Raw genomic sequence first — 16,061 nt, 5'->3', positions numbered from 1 at the left:
GAAAATACTAAGTTTTCCACAGTTTTTTCCACAATTTCAGTTAAATTTAATCAATTTTTATACGTTACTTAATATTCTTGACTAATTCTTAAGCCATCTACACAAATGATTCAGAGTACGGGTTGTGGAAAACTTCATCTATTTTTATGATGGTTTTTGCGAACGGCTAGTGATATTGATGCGATCGCTCAGTTGACGTAGGGTTTGTGCTAGAGTGCGATCGCTCTGGTGAAGTTGGGTAATTTTATCACAACTGTAAATCACCGTTGTATGGTCTTTACCACCAAATTCCTCGCCAATTCTCGGCAAACTCAAGGATGTATGTTGACGCATTAAATACATCCCTATTTGACGCGCCCAGCTAATCTCTCTTCGGCGTGAGTTACCTTTGAGGTCGTCTATTAAAACATCAAAATTATCCGCTACAACCTTTAAAATAGCTTCTGGGGTAGCTGCCATTTTTTCATTAGGCGGTTCTAAAACTGGTGTAATATTTTCTACCGTCATCGGTAAGCCCCAAATAGAAATATAAGCCACCGCCCGAATTAAAGCTCCTTCTAATTCTCGAATATTAGAAGTATAGTTAGAAGCGATATACTCAATCACATCGCGGGGAAGCAGAATATTTTCATCTTCAGCTTTTTTCTGCAAAATTGCCATTCTCGTTTCTAAATCCGGCTTTTGGATATCCGCGATTAACCCCATAGAAAACCGAGAACAAAGACGTTCTTGTAAACTAGGAATCTGGTTAGGAGGACGATCAGAAGCAATGACAACTTGTTTTCCAGCTTCATGTAAAGTATTAAAAGTATAAAAAAATTCTTCTTGAGTGTATTCTTTTCCTTCTAAAAACTGAATATCATCAACTAATAAAAGATCGGCGGCTCGGTAATGCTCTCGGAAACTCTGCATACTATCCTTCCGAATCGCTGTAATTAAATCATTAGTAAACTGCTCAGTAGAAACATAAAATATTTTACAATCAGGACAAATTTCCCAGCGATAATGACCAATAGCCTGCATGAGATGAGTTTTGCCCAAACCGACGCCACCGCATAAAAACAAAGGATTAAACTCTTTCCCTGGAGATTCTGCAACTGCCAAAGAAGCTGCGTGAGCCATCCGATTGTTAGCACCAACTACAAATCTTGAAAAGACATATTTTGAGTTTAATTCAGTAGTTTTATGATTGTGATTAGGAACAACTTCAGAAATAGTCTTGGGATTTGGTGATTCCCAAGAAACCTCTCGTTCACTAAAATGAGAAACTTCATCACCTTGAGCAACAGTAATGTAAATTCCTACCGGATGACCGAGAATATCTTGTACTACATGAGCAATGGTATTGATGTAATACTTCTGCAACCAATTACGAGCAAATGGGTTAGGAGTGCGAATAACCAAGCAATTATTTTCTAATCGCTCTGCACTAGCAGTTTTGATCCAAGTTTCAAAGGTAGGTCGGGATAATTCAAGCTTTAGGCGCTCTAGTACCTGACTCCACAGACTTTCTATGGGAATTTCCATTATCCACCACGTCACAATAGAAGAGAGAGCATCAATTTAGCATTGAGACACGCTAGACCTAAAATAAGCTTTTAAGTTGTAATCATTTTGGGACATACCCAGTAGGCAAGATCCTAACACCCACTGACTGACAAGGGAGAAGCAACGACACATGAAGACAACAAATCATCACTCAGCGCCCAAAAAGATAAACACCAGGTCTTTGCCCCACAGATGGGGGGTAAATAATATTCTGGGAATGCTCTCATCCGGGGTAGCAGTGGTGTTACTGGGGAGCTGCTCTCTTCTACCTGCTAAGACAATTGAGGCTCAACAAAACCAGACTCAAGCCCAAAAGACAATAGAACCCAATCCGGCAATTGTCCCCCCGCCAATTTTCTCTTCATCTGGAGATCCTAATTTTGTAGTGAAAGTAGTGCAACAGGTGGGGCCTGCGGTAGTTCGCATTGATTCTTCTCGAACAATCACTTCTCGCGTACCAGACGAATTTAACAACGACCCATTTTTCCGGCGGTTTTTTGGAGAGGGAACCCCACAGACTAGACAACGCGTAGAACGGGGTAGTGGCTCTGGATTTATTATTAATTCTTCAGGTCAAATTGTCACCAATTCCCATGTAGTAGACGGTGCTGATAGAGTGACTGTCATACTTAAAGATGGCCGGACTTTTGATGGTAAAGTTTTGGGTGAAGATCCGGTAACGGATGTGGCTACGATTAAAATTGATGCGAATAATCTGCCAACTTTATCTGTGGGTAACTCCGATGCTTTGCAACCAGGAGAGGCTGTAATTGCCATCGGTAATCCATTAGGCTTGAATAATACCGTCACTTCTGGAATTATTAGTGCTACGGGTCGTTCTAGTAGCGATATCGGTGCTAGTGACAAGCGAGTTGATTACATCCAAACGGATGCAGCGATTAACCCTGGTAATTCTGGTGGCCCATTGCTCAATGCTCGTGGTCAAGTGATTGCGATGAACACAGCGATTATTCGAGGCGCTCAAGGTTTGGGATTTGCTATCCCCATTAATACTGTGCAAAGAATTGCCCAAGAATTAATCGCTACAGGCAAGGTGGATCATCCTTATTTGGGTGTTCAGATGGTAACATTGACACCAGAAAATAAAGAAAGAATCAAAAATGTCGCGGGCGATCGCTTAAATCTTACAGCAGATGACGGCGTTTTGCTGGTTGAGATTGTGCCGCGATCGCCTGCATCTATAGCTGGACTACGAGTTGGTGATGTAATCAAAAGCATTAACAGCCAGCCTGTGACTAAAATTGAAGAAGTACAAAAGCTAGTAGAAAAGAGCAAAATCGGTACTAAATTACCAATAGAAGTAGAACGCAATGGCCAAATTGTCCAAGTAGGAGTCCAACCTGCTGCTTTGCCTGTGAGACGTGAAGGATGATGTTTGTCATTAGTCATTAGTCATTAGTCATTAGTCATTTGTAATTAGCCCAGTCCCCAATCCCCATTACTTAAAGGAGTTTTATCATGACTGAATTAGCGCCAATAATTCAATTAGGAAATCCAACATTACGCCAAAAAGCGGCTTGGGTTGAGAATATTCAAGATGAGCAAATCCAAAAACTAATTGAAGACTTAATCGCCACTGTGGCCAAGGCTAACGGTGTGGGAATTGCTGCGCCTCAAGTAGCACAATCCTATCGTTTGTTTATCGTGGCTTCCCGTCCTAACGCTAGGTATCCCAACGCCCCGGAAATGGAACCTACTGCCATGATTAATCCCAAAATAACTGCCCATTCAACTGAAGTTGTCAAAGATTGGGAAGGTTGTTTAAGTGTTCCAGGAATTAGGGGGTTAGTTCCTCGGTATAAATCTATTGAGGTGGAATACACTGACTCTCAAGGCAATTTACAAAAGCAAGAATTAACCGATTTTATCGCTCGGATTTTTCAACACGAGTACGATCATCTCGATGGGATCGTATTTGTAGATCGCCTAGAGAACACTCTCGATATGATTACTGAGCAAGAATATCAACAACGAGTAGTTAACAAATAAATGGGAGTGGTGAGTGGTCAATAAGGAACGTGGATTAAATAAACGTGAATTCGATTGCTCATATAATATCTACCCAATTTGCTCAATCAAAAAACCTCTCCCTGGTTTTACTACGCAAAACCGTCTCTCTCCGAGTCGGAGAGGGACAGACTTGAACTAAAGTTCAAGGCAGGGAGAGGTTCGTCGAACTCACCTTAAATGAGGTACAAAACTGCATAAAAAGTCATATACCAAGAGACTTTCAACCCTGTTTCCTATTCCCTGCTGTATTTAAGCGTGTGATTCACAAACTCGCTCGTCTCGCCACAATTGATATAGCCGCGTTGCTGGCATAGTCATATATAGAACATCACCATCACTGAGATTTGTTTCTAACAAATCCCAGCCATGAAGAGTTTGATGATTAGTTTCTACGTACAAAGGTACACAGTCAGCAGACATGGCTACATCTTTCACCCACTGACCACAAAAGGCATGTGAAGCTGTAATCACAGTGGCAAAAGCCACCCAAAGACTATCTGCTGTGATGCCATTGCCGAGGATGCGTCCCCCTAGTGCGGCAGCGGCAAAAGCTGGGGCTGCTAGTTCAGCCGGACTCAGTACGGCCTCGAAGCCAAATAGCTGTTGCGCTATGCCAGCAAAATCGGGATCGGCATAATGAACAATCACCGGAATGCTGGGTGTCAAACCTTTGGCTTTGAGGGCAATTTCTAGATTGGTAGCATCATTACTAGTAACAGCCAGCACTGCGGCGGCAGAGTCTATATTGCTGGCTTTGAGTATTGTGCGAAAGCTAGCATCGCCCTGAATGACAGGGATACCGAGTTCGCGGGCGGTATTGATATATTTACTGTTGGAGTCGGGTTCAACTACTACAACTTCATGTCCGCTGGCGTGGAGTTGCTGGACAATTCTCACGCCAATGCCACTCAAGCCACAGACAATGTAGTGCGATCGCTGGGGAATTCGGGCTGCATCCCAAAATTGCTTAAAGCGGCTTCCTAAGACAAAATCGGTGAGCATGGCATACCAAATACCAATCACCACTGCTCCAACCAGCATCATCACAACAGTAAATAACTTAATACTGTTAGGAGCATTTTCTACTACTTTGTCATTACCACCTGCTCCAGTAATCATGCCTACAGAAAAATATAGAGCATCGACAGGAGACAAACTCAACTCAGCCGACATATAGGTGAATGTAGCGATCGCAATCACCGCCAATAGTGCAATCGCACCCAGCACTACCGATCGCCCGTGTTCTTGAAACTGCTTAAAATTAGTCATAACTTTCAGCAGTTTTCTAATCAACGATCGCCGGGGAGAACGGATGCGGGGTTGAGTGCCTATAATTATGCGATCGCCTACTTGGATTTCTTGTCCAGAGATGACAGCTGACACTAAATCCATCTCGCCTTTGACTGGCAAGTAATAAATTAGCATTCGCGATCGGTCTTCCCACAATTCACTCAGCTTTCGACCCTTCCAGAAGTGATTTTCATCAATGTATTCTTCGTGAATTGGCCAATTTTGCTGAAATAATTTGATTTGTCCGATCGCTCGGTTTCCCATTGCTGCAAAGGTGAATACGGGTGCTGCTAATCCTACAACACTCATACTCAAATGGTCTGGCAAACTTTGATCTAAGCGCTCTCCTAAATTTGTATTATAAAAACGGTTGATAATCCGAATCTGGGGATTCAGCACCCGCGCCTGCATCATAATAGACAAATTCAAAGCATCTTTAGATCCAGCGATTACTATAGTATGTGCCTGTTGTATTCCTGCTGCTGTTAGGGTAGAAGCTGCTTGTAAATCGCCAACAATCACATCTCCTGCCGTTTCGCCAGGGATAGATTGATGATGAATACCAACAACGAAGGCTCCCTGATGTCTCAGCAGACGAAAGGTTTTATATCCGGTACGTCCTAAGCCACAAACAATAATTCGGGGTTTCATGAAACGGCAGCATCTTTTATAGGTAGGGCTGCATTTCTAGTTATTCACGAATATTGTTGCCTACTTTCCTAGAATATAACTGTAGCTGACAACACGATTGCTTGAAAAAGGGACTGGGGGCAGGGAGTATAAAGGTATAAAGATAAGAGTAAAAGGTTTTAATTTTTCTTTTTGTCTCCCTAAACAAAATTCTGAATTCTGAATTCTGAATTCTTCAATTATCGTTTTTATATCTTCTTTTTTTTCTAATCACACTTTTGCATGAGATACCAAGTTGGCGGTAGCCTCCACAGTGACGATCCCACTTATGTTGTGCGTCAGGCAGACGAAAAGCTTTATACCAGTCTAAAAAATGGTGATTTTTGCTATGTCTTTAACTCTCGCCAAATGGGTAAGTCATCCCTATTACAGCGAATAAGTCATCGTCTCAAGTCAGAAGGCTATAAATGTGTTTACCTAGATGTGACTCAATTGGGTAGCGACGATACCACATCAGCACAATGGTATAAAGGAATCATTGTTAGCATGTTCTACGGGTTAAATCTGGCGGAACACGTCAACTTTAAGCAATGGTGGGATATACAAGCAGGTCTTTCTCCTATACAAAAACTACACCAGTTTGTTGAAGAAGTGTTGCTGCCAAATGTCAAGGGCGATGGTGAAACAGACGACAAAGCCAAAGGCATTTTCATTTTCATTGATGAGATTGATAGTTTACTGAGTTTGAATTTTCCGGTCAATGACTTTTTTGCCTGGATTCGTCATTGCTACAATCAGCAAGCACACGATCCGAATTTTCAACGCTTGGGATTTGCATTGTTTGGAGTAGTCAGTCCATCTGACTTAATTGCTGACAAACGCCGGACACCTTTTAATATTGGGACGGCTATAGAGTTATACGGTTTTCGATTGCATGAAGCTAGCCCATTGCTAAATGGGTTAAAGGAAGCAATTAGCCAACCAGAAGTTGTGCTACAAGAGGTAATCTACTGGACAGGGGGACAACCGTTTCTGACTCAAAAACTCTGTCAGTTAGTTCTGCAAAGTGCATCAAAGTCATCAGATCAAAAAATTGTTTTATCGCCAAAAACTGAGGCGTATTGGGTAGAAGAATTGGTGCGATCGCACATTATTCAACACTGGGAATCACAAGATGAACCAGAACACCTCCGCACTATTCGCGATCGCTTACTTTTCAACCAACAACAAGCCGGACGGTTGTTAAGTCTTTATCAGCAGGTATTGCAAGCAGAGGAAATCGAGGACAGGGGGGACGCAAACAATAAAGACATTAGCGACTCCTTACCTCTACCTCCGATATCTCCCATACCTACCGATGATAGTCGAGAACAGACGGAGCTTTTACTATCGGGATTGGTTGAGAAATACAATGGCTATCTCAGAATTAAAAATCCGATCTACCGCAGTATTTTCAATTCAGAATGGGTGTTAAGACAGTTAGACAATTTGCGCCCTTACTCACTGCCATTCAATGCTTGGGTAGCATCGGATTTTCAAGATTAGTCACGCCTGCTAAGGGGAAATGCCTTACAAGAGGTATTGGATTAGACTCAGCGTAAAAGTCTCAGCGATTTGGACTATCGATTTTTAGCAGCTAGCCAAGACTTGGAACGTCGAGAATTCCAACAAAAATTAGAAGGAGAACGGCTTAAAGAAACTGAGGCGCGATTGGCAAGTGAACAAAAGAGCGTCCGCCATCAGCAACGATTACTAATAGGGGTAAGTGTAGCTCTAGTAGCAGCTATTGTTTTGGGGATCGCAACACTCTATGCCAATCGACAAGCATCATTGAGTGAGGTACGGGCGATCGCAGCTGCTTCCAATGGTAGTTTTAATTCTAATCAACGCTTAGATGCACTGGTACAAGCAATCCAAGCTAGACGGAAAGGGTAATTCATGAATTATCCCTACAGGTAGGATAAAGCATTGTAAAATCCTAAACAAGAGGGGTGCGATCGCTATTGTAATGATTGAAACATTCTTTATGGTAATATCTTCATTAGTAACAATCGTAGCCGGCAGTTTCTTCTAAGATTATTTTTAGAGCTTCTTTAGAACTATCTGTCTTGATAAAATTGTAATCCCAATCTGTAAGATAATGACTAATTAATTTAAATTCACTCAGACAATCTTCTATAAATAAAATGGTAGCAATCCAGATAATACTCAACCTTAAATCTCCAAAATAATAGGTTATTTAAGTAGAGTTGGTTTTCATCATAGGAAATTAAACAATATGTTGAAAAATTACTTTTAGTAAATCTCCTTCTGTAAAAGGCTTAGTTAAATAGCCTGATGCTCTAACTATCTTAGCTTTAGCTCTATCTATAAATCCTACTTTTTCTGACACCATAATCACAGGTGTATTCTTAAAATGTGAGTGTTTACGCAGTAAAGAGCAGAGTTCATATCCATCTAAATTAGGCATCGAAATATCCAACAAAATTATGTCGGGTTTTATACGGACAATCTGCATTAAAGCTTTTAAAGAATCGGTAACTCCCATAACAGAAAATGTTTGCTCATCTAAATAACTTTTAACAGCATTCAAGACTGTAGGATTGTCATCAATACAAAAGATTGTGTAGATTTTTTTGTCAACAGGCGGTTGAATAATTTGCTGACCCCTATATTCATTACTCCTAACAGAGTAGGCTGCTGGTTTATAGCTGTTTATTTCAGGCAATTTTGGTGTAGTTTTGGCTTTTGATTGTAGCTCATTTATTTGGAAAAATTGTGAGGGGTGTGATTGAGAACTTGGTGAGGTTTGACGATAAGCTACTTCTCTACGAGAGTCTTGTTCAAAGCTTTGGGGTGTTAGACATTGTTCAACTAGTAAGCGGAGATTTAGATGACAAAACTTTGGCATATCATCCAGAAAGCTTTCAGAAATAAATTCATAACTCCCCTCTTCTAAGTTCAGAAATGACTCCAGAACTTCTAGCGCCAATTGCTCTATCAGCATTGCTGCTTGAGAAGGACTGATATATTTCTGATTGACTAACCAACAAATAGCTAGATAATCTGGATTCGGTATTGCCTGATTTTCAATACCAGTTTCAAATATTGCCCGCAACTGGTCTTTGATTCCGTCAGGGAGAGTAGAAATTTCCTGACTCAAACACTGCAAATTTCTGTAAAGCGGCTCAAACATTTTCTCTGAGTAGCAGGCATAAATTAGTTTACCCTCGTCCACATATATTGACCAAGAGCCTGATGTACTAAACACCTGCAAACAACCAGTTACAGACTTACCAGTGATTTTTTTTAACAACGGTAGGGGCTGAAGCTTTTGGAAAAATCTGTATCTACTAATCGGAAGTGTCTTCATTGGAATTGCTTTGGAATAAAATTAATATTTGCAGGCAAAATTAGTGAATTACCTTTTCGGAATTCACTGCGACTTTGTTAGAAGCACTATCAGATAAATATAGTGGTCACAATTGAGTTAGTACAGAGATTCCACACCCCCCAACTCTTAATTCACCAATCTCTGTTAAGCTATAATCCGCGAATTACAACTAAACCAATTTATGCTACTGACCAATAGCAAAATTGCCCGACTAGTTGCCAGGATATAGTATTTCAAAAATTAGATTGGTTTTCTGTATCTTTAGCTAATCTAGCCAATCTAACAGTAGCTCAAGTGCCACCTATAGACAATTGGCTCTCGCCCATCAGTCACAAAAGCATCATTGTTATCCGTATTTTGCAGCCTTAAATTACAGATGCTTTAGTTCTCTTGCAAAATTTTTGTTGCTCCCAATGCTAAAATAGAAAGCGACCAAAATATACTATTATACAGAGGTAAATGCTGCTAAATCAAGGCTTTGAGGCATTCAGTCCGCACTGATGAACTATGTTTTTACAGCCGTGGCGAAAGTGGTCGGGTACTTTTTTAAGAAGTTTATTCTTGAGGTAAACTCCTTCCAGAGAAAAAGTATGATTAAAAACTAAGCATTCAAAAAACTCAATGTCTTACTTAGGTTGGTGATTGTAGAGCAACTCTTAATGTTGGGATTGGGCAAAATTATCGCACAACAAGAATGGTAAACCTCCGACCAAGGATGAGTTAGCTGATAATTGTCGCCATGATGGTGTGTAGTGAGATGCACAGGCAGACAATTCAGCACAAGGGAATCTCTTCATAAGTACTGCAAACGGGTTCTAATGTTGTGTGGGCTGGGGCTAAATAGTCACCTGCACAATTTAGAGTGACAAATTCAAGAATTTACAGCGAAATTCTTCATTGGTAGTAAATACCTGCAAAATAGCTGTTTTCAACTAGATGGTAGATAACAAGCAAAGTACTCACTAAAATTCAGGTTACTATAATTTTCAAAAAAAGTTAGTAGAAATGTATAAACTTCATGATAAATCAGTAAAGCAAACATGAAAACTAATTAATAGCATCTTCCAGAAAATTGTCATAAATATTTATTTGTTCGGATGTCCGGGAAGGCTGAAAATGTACAGTAAAAGATAATTATAGATACTTATTTAATTACAACAATTACTGGAAAAATTTTTGTTTATCTACTTAAGATATATGTAGCAAAAAGACGCAAATAAGGGATTTGCGTCTTTGGCGTGAGATTTATAATTAGACATTCTCACTGTTATATTTCTCTATCGACTTAAACTTGCTCCCGCCAGCACCAGGTTAAAAGCGTACCACATGCTACCAGCTTAACTACTTCCAGTAGCCAATAACCACTGTGCAGTAAATTCATTGTCGATGGAATAGCAGCAGCAGCTTCAAATAGGTTGAGTTGAACTCCTATGGCGCACATCTGCGGAGTTAAGAAATAGGTGTCAAGCATAGCTATAGTTAGCAACAGCCCAGATAGAACAATACTGCCAATACGCCAGTGATATTGAGTTTTTCCTAAAGCTAGTGCCCCAGTCAATACGATCGCAGCAGATAATAACTCCATACGATTGAAGTTCCAAAAAATCGTATAGCCTGCTGTCGTAAAACCAGCTTGGCTCATCATCCCAGAAAGATAAAGGCTAGGCATAATTACCCAGTCTAAAACTAGACTTGCACTGAGCCAAAAGCCTAAAGTCAATATGATTGCGGTTTGCCAAATTGGTCGTTTGAATTCAAAGTTAGAAATAGCAGTCATAAAATAATTGCGTGTGTCGTATTTCTTAAGTTTCCAACTTTACTCGCAGTTTGACAAGAAATATCAACTAACCTTTACAAAGCGATCGCTACTTAATTATGAACTCAATCCCAAGATTTTTTAAACTTAGTTGAGAAATATTAAGATTTTATAAAAAGTAATTTAAATAGATTCTGTCTGTTAGAAATACTCAATTTTTTAGATCATAAGTAACTAAGCGATCGCACTCGCAAATTCCCACATTTAGTACGACAGTAAAATTGTCTATTTTAAACGCAGACATGATATAAAGACAGTGTGTCTCATTAGATATCTCCAAAAATTAAATATGCGTTATCCAGAATCCTTGTAGAGACGTAGCACTGCTACGTCAAAACAATTCTTTTTCACCAGATGTCTATTATGTCTGAGAGGATGTTTGAAAAGTCCTCTTGTCGGTATCAAAAATTTTAGATCCCCCTAAGTCCCCCTTAAAAAGGGGGACTTTGATTCCGGTTCCCCCCTTTTTAAGGGGGGTTAGGGGGGATCTAAAGTGCCTAAAGTCACAGCAAAACACTTTTCAAACAACCTCTAAGAGTGTACTACCTGCGATCGCATATCCTGGCAGTAGTTTTCTATCGATGGCAATTAGTCGCAATCTTCTACCCGCGAACCATACCCGCAGAATAATAAAACAGGAGTCAGAATTCAGAATGGGCTGCGCTAACAGAATTGCTGAATTCTGACTCCTGAGTTGTGAATTATATAAAACATCTTGTTGTATAAAGCATCTATCTTTAGGCATACTTTTTTGTAGATACCTGCTTATTTAGTACACCTCGCACGGTGGATTGACTTAAATATATTTACAGATGTTATGATTTGTATTAGTGTAATGTTATGATTTGTGTTGTAGTTTTAAGTTACCAACTAGTAAATTATTTGCTGGTTGGTAACTTAAAAGGGTTAATTTAGCGATAAGAAGGCAATTAAAGCAAACTGAGAACCCTCTAACAGACAGAACCGTTCCTTAGAAAAGTTAAATTTTCATTACAAAAACTCAGATATATTTAAATTCTGAATTTTCAGAAGTTACTGAGGTAGGCAGATGAATCGCTGGGTATTAAATTAACTCAAACGAAGAGTTATTGTACTTATGCTCCGAATGAAATACAGTTAGTCATCTGTATTTTTAGCTATTTTCTGGTTTAAGACTAATGCAAAAACACAGTAAGATCGGGATTAATCATACCTGTAATATCAAATGTCAGTCTGGAGATAGACAATAAGAAATAATATGAGTAGTTTACTAAGATATGAGTTTTGTAAAATCTACCGATCGGAAAGTTGCTAGAGATAAACATATTGGAGTTAATAGAAATTTAGTGAACTTCCTAAAAGTCGACTGTCATTCTGAAATAAATAGAGTGTAAAAGATTTAGTAATATAAGGCTTTAGACTAATGCTAATAAACAGCGAACTAACAATTAATCAGGGTTCTAACCTGAAATTGAAGCTTGGAGAGGAACGATACCATCAGTTGTCTAGGCTAGAATTTCTGCGGAATCGGACAGTTGGAAAGCCACTATATTTAGATATAGTGGAATAAATCTGAATTCGATGAATTTCCCCAATTTAAAGTCAATAACCCACAGAAAAAGCAGGTAAGTACTATGCAATATATTACTAGTGGGGCTAATTGAATTCTTTGTGGTTATGCCGAATTAAAGGTTAACCAGTCTACAGAATTTACTCAAATGAATGGTGTTGTTTAAAAACATTACCAGTCAGTAATATACGTTAGCTTTTAATAAAAAGCTAATTTTGTACTGTCTTTTATCTGAAAGGATAAAAAGCATAGTTGCGTGCTGGCAGACATTAGGGTAAATCGCAATTATTACCGAAATCTCACAACTTTTTAATTGGAATAAGGGCAACAAAATGAATAAGGTTCAAGCATCATTTGAAGCTACCGAAACTGCGTTTCACGTACAAGGTTACGAAAAAATCGATTTTAGTCTTGTCTATGTGAACGGTGCATTTGATATTGAAAACAGAGAAATTGCAGATAGCTACGCAAAATTTGGTCGCTGTCTGACTGTAATTGATGCCAATGTTCATGAACTTTATGGCGATCAGATCAGGTCATATTTTAGACACTATGACATTGAACTGACAGTATTTCCGATCATCATTACAGAGCCAGCTAAAACCCTGGCAAGCTTTGAAAAAATCGTTGACGCTTTTTCGGACTTCGGCTTAGTTCGTAAAGAACCAGTATTAGTTGTTGGTGGTGGTCTAGTTACTGATGTAGCTGGGTTTGCTTGCGCTTCTTACCGTCGCAAGAGCAACTATATTCGCATTCCTACCACGTTGATTGGTTTGATCGATGCAGGTGTGGCGATTAAGGTTGCAGTTAATCATCGCAAGTTGAAAAATCGCTTGGGAGCATATCATGCACCTTTGAAAGTGATCCTGGATTTCTCATTCTTGAAAACCTTGCCAACGGCTCAAGTTCGTAATGGGATGGCAGAGTTAGTGAAAATTGCTGTAGTTTCTAACTCCGAAGTCTTTGAACTGCTATACGAATATGGCGAAGAACTGCTGTCCACTCACTTTGGACATGTGAATGCGACACCGGAAATTAAAGAGATTGCTCATAAAGTTAACTATGAAGCAATCAAAACCATGTTGGAGTTAGAGACTCCTAACTTGCATGAAATAGACCTCGATCGCGTCATCGCTTACGGCCACACTTGGAGTCCTACCTTAGAATTAGCACCTCAGATACCCCTATATCATGGTCATGCGGTGAATATAGATATGGCTTTGTCTGCAACTATTGCAGCACAACGCGGCTATATTCCCACAGCAGAGCGCGATCGCATCTTAGATTTGATGAGTCGTATCGGTTTATCACTCGATCATCCTTTACTAGATGGGGATTTGCTCTGGGATGCTACCCAGTCTATAAGCTTGACACGAGATGGTAAACAACGTGCAGCTATGCCTTCTCCGATTGGTGAGTGCTTCTTTGCCAACGATTTGACTCGTGAAGAACTTGATGCAGCCCTAGCTGAACACAAACATCTTTGTGCTAAATACCCTCGTGGCGGAGAAGGGGTTGACGCATACATTGAAAGTCAAAAAGGCAAGCTAGTGGGGGTGTGAAGATATGACGAGTGTTTTAGGACGAGAAACAGCTAGGCCGATAACGCCACACAGTATCTTAGTAGCGCAGCTACAGCAAACCCTCAAATTGGCAGAAGAGAACAACATTCCCGTAGAGATATTAGATTCTTTGCGGCAGGGTGTTCAATTAGCGGCGGGTTTAGATCCCTACTTGGATGATTACACCACCCCCGAATCGAGCGCATTGACAGCATTAGCGCAAAAAACAAGCATTGAAGACTGGAGCAAACGCTTCAGCGATGGTGAAACAGTGCGTCAACTAGAGCAGGAAATGCTCTCAGGACATCTGGAAGGACAGACATTGAAAATGTTTGTTCATATCACCAAGGCAAAGCGCATTCTAGAAGTAGGAATGTTCACAGGGTATTCAGCTTTAGCAATGGCAGAAGCATTACCAAGTGATGGGCAACTTATCGGTTGCGAAGTAGATCCCTACGTTGCTGAATTTGCTCAAGCTTGCTTTAGTGAGTCTCCCCACGGCGACAAAATCGTTGTAGAAGTAGCACCTGCCTTAGAGACACTGCACAAGCTAGCTGCCAGAAATGAAGTATTCGATTTGATTTTCATTGATGCGGATAAAAAAGAGTATGTAGATTACTTCCAGACCATTTTGGATAGTAACTTACTGACTCCCGACGGCTTCATTTGTGTGGATAACACATTGTTGCAGGGACAAGTTTATCTACCACCCGAACAACGCACCGCCAACGGTGAAGCGATCGCTCAGTTTAACCGTATTGTCGCTGCCGATCCTCGTGTAGAGCAAGTTTTGTTACCCATCCGAGATGGTATAACCCTGATTAGACGCGTTGTGTAATCGACAGATGAGCAGAGAAGTCTAAGAAGTTGTTTGAAAAGTCCTATTGTAGGTATCAAAACGTTCTAGATCCCCCTAAATCCCCCGATCAATTGGGGGACTTTAATTCCGGTTCCCCCCTTTATAAGGGGAGCCAGCGCGGTCTTGGGGGTTTCCCCCATGAGCGACTGGCGTGAGTTAGGGGGGATCAACAAGTGCCTAAAATCATAGTCAAATACTTTTCAAACATCCTCTAAGCCTTGGCTTAGACTTCAAAGGGATGAAGAATATAAAAAGGAATAATTTCCGCTTGCTTCCTCATCTCTTCTCAAGCAATTTTTTGCAATCGCAGTTGTTATATAAAAATATAACGGTACTTAGGAAGATGAATCATGCCAGTACTTCGTATCCTTCATTTAGTTGGATCTGCATACAATCATTTTTATTGTGAGTTGTCACGCAATTACGCCCAAAGCTGTCTGGTAGCTACGGCAAATCCATCGCTCTATGACTTTCTGATTGCATACATCACACTTGATCGCCAATGGCGATTTCCTTCCTCTCTCAGTCCAGAAGATATTGCTGCCGCTAAACCGATGCCTCTATCAGATGCCATACAGTTTATAACAGCGCAAAACATTGACCTGATGTTGCCACAAATGTTTTGTCTCCCTGGAATGACTGATTATCGGGCACTATTCGACTTGCTAAAGATCCCTTATATAGGCAATACTCCAGATGTGATGGCAATCACGGCTCACAAAGCCAGAACTAAAGCAATTGTCGCAGCAGCAGGGGTGAAAGTACCTCGTGGAGAATTGCTCCGCCAAGGAGACGTTCCGACAATTACACCTCCAGTAGTCATCAAACCCGCAAATGCCGACAACTCTCTAGGAGTGTCCTTAGTCAAAGAGAAGAGTGAGTATGATGCTGCCTTGAAGAAAGCATTTGAATTTGCTTCGGAGGTAATCGTAGAAACATTTATTGAAGCCGGTCGAGAAGTCAGATGTGGTGCCATTGTCAAAGATGGGGAGCTAATCGGCTTACCCCTTGAAGAGTATCAGATAGACCCGCAAACCAGACCCATCCGCAGCTATACTGACAAATTCAAAATCCCAATCGAGGGCGACTTAGCTTCAACGGCTAAAAATTATGTTCCAGGTTGGATTGTAGATATTAATGACCCGATCACCCAAAAGGTTCAGCAAGAAGTTAAGAAGTGTCATTTGGCTTTGGGCTGTCGCCATTATAGTTTATTTGACTTTCGGATCGACCCACAGGGACAACCTTGGTTCTTAGAAGCTGGATTATTTTGTATTTTTGACCACAACGCGGTGATTGCCTGTACGGCGAACGCAGCGGGAATTCCTTTAAATGAGTTATTTACAACGGCAATCAATGAAGCGTTGAGTATAATCTAATGT

Annotated in this window: 13 protein-coding genes; 7 read left to right on the top strand and 6 right to left on the bottom strand. The window is 40.4% G+C overall.

Annotation, left to right across the window (positions count from 1 at the left end; translation table 11 throughout):
- Positions 1-144 precede the first annotated feature (144 nt).
- Entirely contained in the window at positions 145-1,527 is a 1,383-nt protein-coding gene (dnaA, locus tag HWQ39_RS20245) for a chromosomal replication initiator protein DnaA (RefSeq protein WP_292848935.1), read from the bottom strand.
- 151 nt (positions 1,528-1,678) lie between these two features.
- On the opposite strand from dnaA, the gene HWQ39_RS20240 reads away from it, so the two are divergent.
- Both HWQ39_RS20240 and def read left to right on the top strand, forming a co-directional pair.
- Positions 1,679-2,941: an HhoA/HhoB/HtrA family serine endopeptidase gene (locus HWQ39_RS20240; protein ID WP_292848933.1), complete on the top strand. Its 1,263-nt coding sequence runs from the start codon at positions 1,679-1,681 to the stop codon at positions 2,939-2,941.
- A gap of 86 nt (positions 2,942-3,027) precedes the next feature.
- Positions 3,028-3,558 (top strand): peptide deformylase, encoded by a 531-nt coding sequence (def, locus tag HWQ39_RS20235; RefSeq protein WP_292848931.1) that lies wholly within the window; start codon positions 3,028-3,030, stop codon positions 3,556-3,558.
- Between the two features lie 270 nt (positions 3,559-3,828).
- On the opposite strand, the gene HWQ39_RS20230 is transcribed toward def, so the two are convergent.
- A complete protein-coding gene (locus tag HWQ39_RS20230; RefSeq protein WP_292848929.1) occupies positions 3,829-5,520 on the bottom strand; it encodes an NAD-binding protein in 1,692 nt (563 codons plus the stop codon).
- A 261-nt stretch (positions 5,521-5,781) separates the two neighbouring features.
- Here HWQ39_RS20230 and HWQ39_RS20225 point away from each other — a divergent pair, with 261 nt between their 5' ends.
- Positions 5,782-7,044: an AAA-like domain-containing protein gene (locus tag HWQ39_RS20225; RefSeq protein WP_292848927.1), complete on the top strand. Its 1,263-nt coding sequence runs from the start codon at positions 5,782-5,784 to the stop codon at positions 7,042-7,044.
- Between the two features lie 69 nt (positions 7,045-7,113).
- Positions 7,114-7,434: a hypothetical protein gene (locus HWQ39_RS20220; protein ID WP_292848925.1), complete on the top strand. Its 321-nt coding sequence runs from the start codon at positions 7,114-7,116 to the stop codon at positions 7,432-7,434.
- 334 nt (positions 7,435-7,768) lie between these two features.
- Here the strand turns inward: HWQ39_RS20220 and HWQ39_RS20215 are convergent, their stop codons facing one another.
- The 4 genes from HWQ39_RS20215 to HWQ39_RS20200 form a co-directional block, all read right to left on the bottom strand.
- Entirely contained in the window at positions 7,769-8,872 is a 1,104-nt protein-coding gene (locus HWQ39_RS20215) for a response regulator (RefSeq protein ID WP_292848923.1), read from the bottom strand.
- A gap of 677 nt (positions 8,873-9,549) precedes the next feature.
- Positions 9,550-9,690 carry a hypothetical protein gene (locus tag HWQ39_RS20210; protein WP_292848921.1) on the bottom strand — a complete coding sequence of 47 codons (141 nt, stop codon included), beginning with the start codon at positions 9,688-9,690 and terminating at the stop codon, positions 9,550-9,552.
- Positions 9,691-10,178: 488 nt separating this feature from the next.
- A complete protein-coding gene (locus HWQ39_RS20205) occupies positions 10,179-10,670 on the bottom strand; it encodes a hypothetical protein (protein WP_292848919.1) in 492 nt (163 codons plus the stop codon).
- A 559-nt stretch (positions 10,671-11,229) separates the two neighbouring features.
- Positions 11,230-11,454, bottom strand: coding sequence for a hypothetical protein (locus HWQ39_RS20200; RefSeq protein ID WP_292848917.1), 225 nt, complete (start codon positions 11,452-11,454; stop codon positions 11,230-11,232).
- A 1,136-nt stretch (positions 11,455-12,590) separates the two neighbouring features.
- On the opposite strand from HWQ39_RS20200, the gene HWQ39_RS20195 reads away from it, so the two are divergent.
- From HWQ39_RS20195 to HWQ39_RS20185, 3 genes are all read left to right on the top strand, one after another.
- Entirely contained in the window at positions 12,591-13,820 is a 1,230-nt protein-coding gene (locus tag HWQ39_RS20195; RefSeq protein WP_292848915.1) for a sedoheptulose 7-phosphate cyclase, read from the top strand.
- A 4-nt stretch (positions 13,821-13,824) separates the two neighbouring features.
- Complete coding sequence (locus HWQ39_RS20190) at positions 13,825-14,658, top strand: class I SAM-dependent methyltransferase (protein WP_292848913.1); 834 nt, start codon at positions 13,825-13,827, stop codon at positions 14,656-14,658.
- A 371-nt stretch (positions 14,659-15,029) separates the two neighbouring features.
- On the top strand, positions 15,030-16,058 hold the full coding sequence (locus HWQ39_RS20185) for a D-alanine--D-alanine ligase (RefSeq protein ID WP_292848911.1): 1,029 nt from the start codon (positions 15,030-15,032) through the stop codon (positions 16,056-16,058).
- The last annotated feature ends 3 nt before the right edge of the window (positions 16,059-16,061 follow it).

The organism is Nostoc sp. NMS8, from assembly GCF_017115045.1.
In the GTDB taxonomy this organism is placed as follows: Bacteria; Cyanobacteriota; Cyanobacteriia; order Cyanobacteriales; family Nostocaceae; genus Nostoc.
The sequence above is the reverse complement of the archived record's forward strand: the minus strand, read 5'-3'. Positions and strand labels throughout refer to the sequence as shown.

What these genes read in the sequence shown, in the direction of transcription:
- dnaA (WP_292848935.1), bottom strand. Translation starts at nt 1,527, where the DNA reads ATGGAAATTCCCATAGAAAGTCTGTGGAGTCAGGTACTAGAGCGCCTA.
- HWQ39_RS20240 (WP_292848933.1), top strand. Translation starts at nt 1,679, where the DNA reads ATGAAGACAACAAATCATCACTCAGCGCCCAAAAAGATAAACACCAGG.
- def (WP_292848931.1), top strand. Translation starts at nt 3,028, where the DNA reads ATGACTGAATTAGCGCCAATAATTCAATTAGGAAATCCAACATTACGC.
- HWQ39_RS20230 (WP_292848929.1), bottom strand. Translation starts at nt 5,520, where the DNA reads ATGAAACCCCGAATTATTGTTTGTGGCTTAGGACGTACCGGATATAAA.
- HWQ39_RS20225 (WP_292848927.1), top strand. Translation starts at nt 5,782, where the DNA reads ATGAGATACCAAGTTGGCGGTAGCCTCCACAGTGACGATCCCACTTAT.
- HWQ39_RS20215 (WP_292848923.1), bottom strand. Translation starts at nt 8,872, where the DNA reads ATGAAGACACTTCCGATTAGTAGATACAGATTTTTCCAAAAGCTTCAG.
- HWQ39_RS20210 (WP_292848921.1), bottom strand. Translation starts at nt 9,690, where the DNA reads ATGAAGAGATTCCCTTGTGCTGAATTGTCTGCCTGTGCATCTCACTAC.
- HWQ39_RS20205 (WP_292848919.1), bottom strand. Translation starts at nt 10,670, where the DNA reads ATGACTGCTATTTCTAACTTTGAATTCAAACGACCAATTTGGCAAACC.
- HWQ39_RS20200 (WP_292848917.1), bottom strand. Translation starts at nt 11,454, where the DNA reads ATGCCTAAAGATAGATGCTTTATACAACAAGATGTTTTATATAATTCA.
- HWQ39_RS20195 (WP_292848915.1), top strand. Translation starts at nt 12,591, where the DNA reads ATGAATAAGGTTCAAGCATCATTTGAAGCTACCGAAACTGCGTTTCAC.
- HWQ39_RS20190 (WP_292848913.1), top strand. Translation starts at nt 13,825, where the DNA reads ATGACGAGTGTTTTAGGACGAGAAACAGCTAGGCCGATAACGCCACAC.
- HWQ39_RS20185 (WP_292848911.1), top strand. Translation starts at nt 15,030, where the DNA reads ATGCCAGTACTTCGTATCCTTCATTTAGTTGGATCTGCATACAATCAT.